General features: G+C 38.2%; 2 protein-coding genes. Both read left to right on the forward strand.

The features are described from left to right. The first annotated feature begins 277 nt into the window (after positions 1-277). Positions 278-1,231 carry a protein rep gene (locus tag FD29_RS01285; RefSeq protein WP_057887181.1) on the forward strand — a complete coding sequence of 318 codons (954 nt, stop codon included), beginning with the start codon at positions 278-280 and terminating at the stop codon, positions 1,229-1,231. Between the two features lie 825 nt (positions 1,232-2,056). Continuing rightward, positions 2,057-2,329, forward strand: coding sequence for a helix-turn-helix domain-containing protein (locus FD29_RS01290; RefSeq protein ID WP_010500046.1), 273 nt, complete (start codon positions 2,057-2,059; stop codon positions 2,327-2,329). Positions 2,330-2,467 lie beyond the last annotated feature (138 nt).

The following is a 2,467-nucleotide window of genomic DNA, read 5'->3' on the forward strand; positions in this document are numbered from 1 at the left end:
TTATCTTGATACAGTAGAATCAATTCGTTTTTTTGTTTTTCATTTAAAGCCTTGACATGGCGGGGTTTAGGCGTAAAATTAGCCTCATAAATGGTTGAATGAAAACAAAATAAAAAACCCACGTGAAATCTCTGTTTGGCGACCGAGCACGTGAGTTGATTATCATTTGCGATTTATAGCCTTATTCTAGGGGGTAAACCCTATGATGTCAAGGCTGTAAACTTAGCTAAAATGATAATTCAGCTCCTTCACGTGGATAAAACGGGAGGAGCTTTTTATGTCTGAAGTGTTTAAAGACGTTACAACAAATGGAAAAGTAAGACCTTGGCGAGAGCGCAAAATTGAAAATGTACGCTATGCAGAATATTTGTCGATTTTAGAATTTAAGCGGGCGCATGATGTCCGAGGCTGTGGTGAAATTTTACGTTTTCGGAAGATTGGGGAGCATTTAAAACTGTATCAGACTTGGTTTTGCAAAAAGCGGTTGTGTCCGTTATGCAATTGGAGAAAGAGTATGAAAAATTCGAGCCAATTAAAACAAATTATTGCAGAGGCAGTTGTGAGAGAGCCTAAAGGACGGTTTTTGTTTTTAACTTTGACCGTTAAGAATGCTTATTCAGCAGAAGAGTTAAAATCCTCGTTGAGAGCTTTGACTAAGGCTTTTGGCAAGTTATCGCGTTATAAAAAAGTATCAAAGAACTTACTAGGTTACTTACGCTCAACTGAAATTACAGTGAACGAACATGACGGCTCATATAATCAACATTTGCATGTCTTGCTGTTTGTAAGGTCTAGCTATTTCAAGTCGAGTGACAGTTATATTAATCAAGAAGAATGGACAAGACTGTGGCAAAAGGCGTTAAAAGTCGATTATGAGCCAGTGGTGCATGTGCAAGTCGTTAAGGCAAATAAACGAAAAGGGACGGATTCTTTACAAGCTAGTGCGGAAGAAACGGCTAAGTATGAAGTAAAATCGGCTGATTATATGACGGTTGATGATGAGCGTAATTTGGTGGTGATTAAAAATTTGGAGTATGCCTTAGCTGGAACACGACAAATCAGCTATGGTGGTCTGTTTAAGCAAATTAAGCAAGACTTGAAACTGGAAGATGTTGAAAATGGTGATTTAATTCATGTTGGCGATGAAGATTACACCAAAGAGCAAATGGAAGCTGCGGAAGAAGTCGTTGCAAAGTGGGACTTTAAAAAGCAAAATTATTTTATTTGGTAAAGAGAATGTCAGGGTATGATCAACGGCAAAACCGTTGGGCATACCCTTATTTTTTGTTGCCAGCTTGCTGACTTCTGATACAGTTTTTTTGGTTTTAGCACTACTCCAATTTATTTGGAGTGTAAGTGCGCCTTGAACTAATGTTTTGAATTTTGTCATTGTCGAAATATAAGACAATGGCGCACTTACACGTCACTTTCATGACGTCGTGCGTTCTGACTGCAAAACGTCAGAAGGGCGCACTTGCACCCCACCAAATAAATGGGGTGCAAGTTGCTTAAAACCTGTCTCAGAATTCGCTCCGCTCAAACTAAAACTGACAAGTCAATTTGGAACCCAAAAAGCAGATAAGTTCAGTCGTAAACTCCTTCGAACTTTTCTCCTTTTTGAGTTGCTCTCAGAAGCCCAAAATTGCCTTCTAAGCCATTTTAAGAATTAACAAGTTATTTAACTGTCTGTCAACGGTAAATCGACGTAGATAGCCTTATTGAGCCGTACAGGCGAAATTAGACTATCTAGGAGGCTTTAAGGAGTTGATAGACTTTGCAAATTAAAAGCTAAAAGGCGGAAAGCAGCTTGCCTGTTTTCCCGAGCCCGACTGGCGGCGAAGTCGAAACGGTCAAGCTGGTTCAGCTTGTCAGGTTTGGGTGAAACCCAAGGTCTTACTTTTTCGGTCGTTAAAACTGGAAAATTTCATAAAATTTTTGGTGGGTCTCTCTAACTAGCCCGCTACCCGTTCGAAAATCGAACCTTTTGCTTTTTTATTGTGAACAAAAATGTGGTAATGTTCTAGAGTTTTAGAAAGAGATTTAAAGGGGATTAATAATGCCGAGAATTGACGAACGTAGTTGGAAAAAGATTTTTGAATTGGGTAATAACGGTAAATACGATGATGAAGCGTATGCTGAGATTCTTGCTACAGTATTGAATTTGCGTGTTGAAAAAGGCTTAACTCAAAGTGACGTTGCGAGAATATCTGGTTTATCTACGAGTATGATCTCTAAAATTGAGAGTCAATATACAGTACCGAGTGTAAAAAATTTCTTACGATATATTTTCGCCTTAGATTTGGATTGGGAACTTGTTCATAAACGTTAACTGAATTTTGGGTTTAAAAAAGAGGTTCAGTATGAACCTCTTTTTTGGGGTTTTGAAAGTGACGTTTTTTGTCACTTTCCTCTTATCTTGATACAGTAGAATCAATTCGTTTTTTTGTTTTTCATTTAAAGCCTTGAC

Source organism: Companilactobacillus mindensis DSM 14500 (assembly GCF_001434275.1).
In the GTDB taxonomy this organism is placed as follows: domain Bacteria; phylum Bacillota; class Bacilli; order Lactobacillales; family Lactobacillaceae; genus Companilactobacillus; species Companilactobacillus mindensis.

Excerpts from the sequence above, each read along its gene's own strand:
- FD29_RS01290 (WP_010500046.1), top strand. The coding sequence starts at position 2,057 with ATGCCGAGAATTGACGAACGTAGTTGGAAAAAGATTTTTGAATTGGGT.
- FD29_RS01285 (WP_057887181.1), top strand. The coding sequence starts at position 278 with ATGTCTGAAGTGTTTAAAGACGTTACAACAAATGGAAAAGTAAGACCT.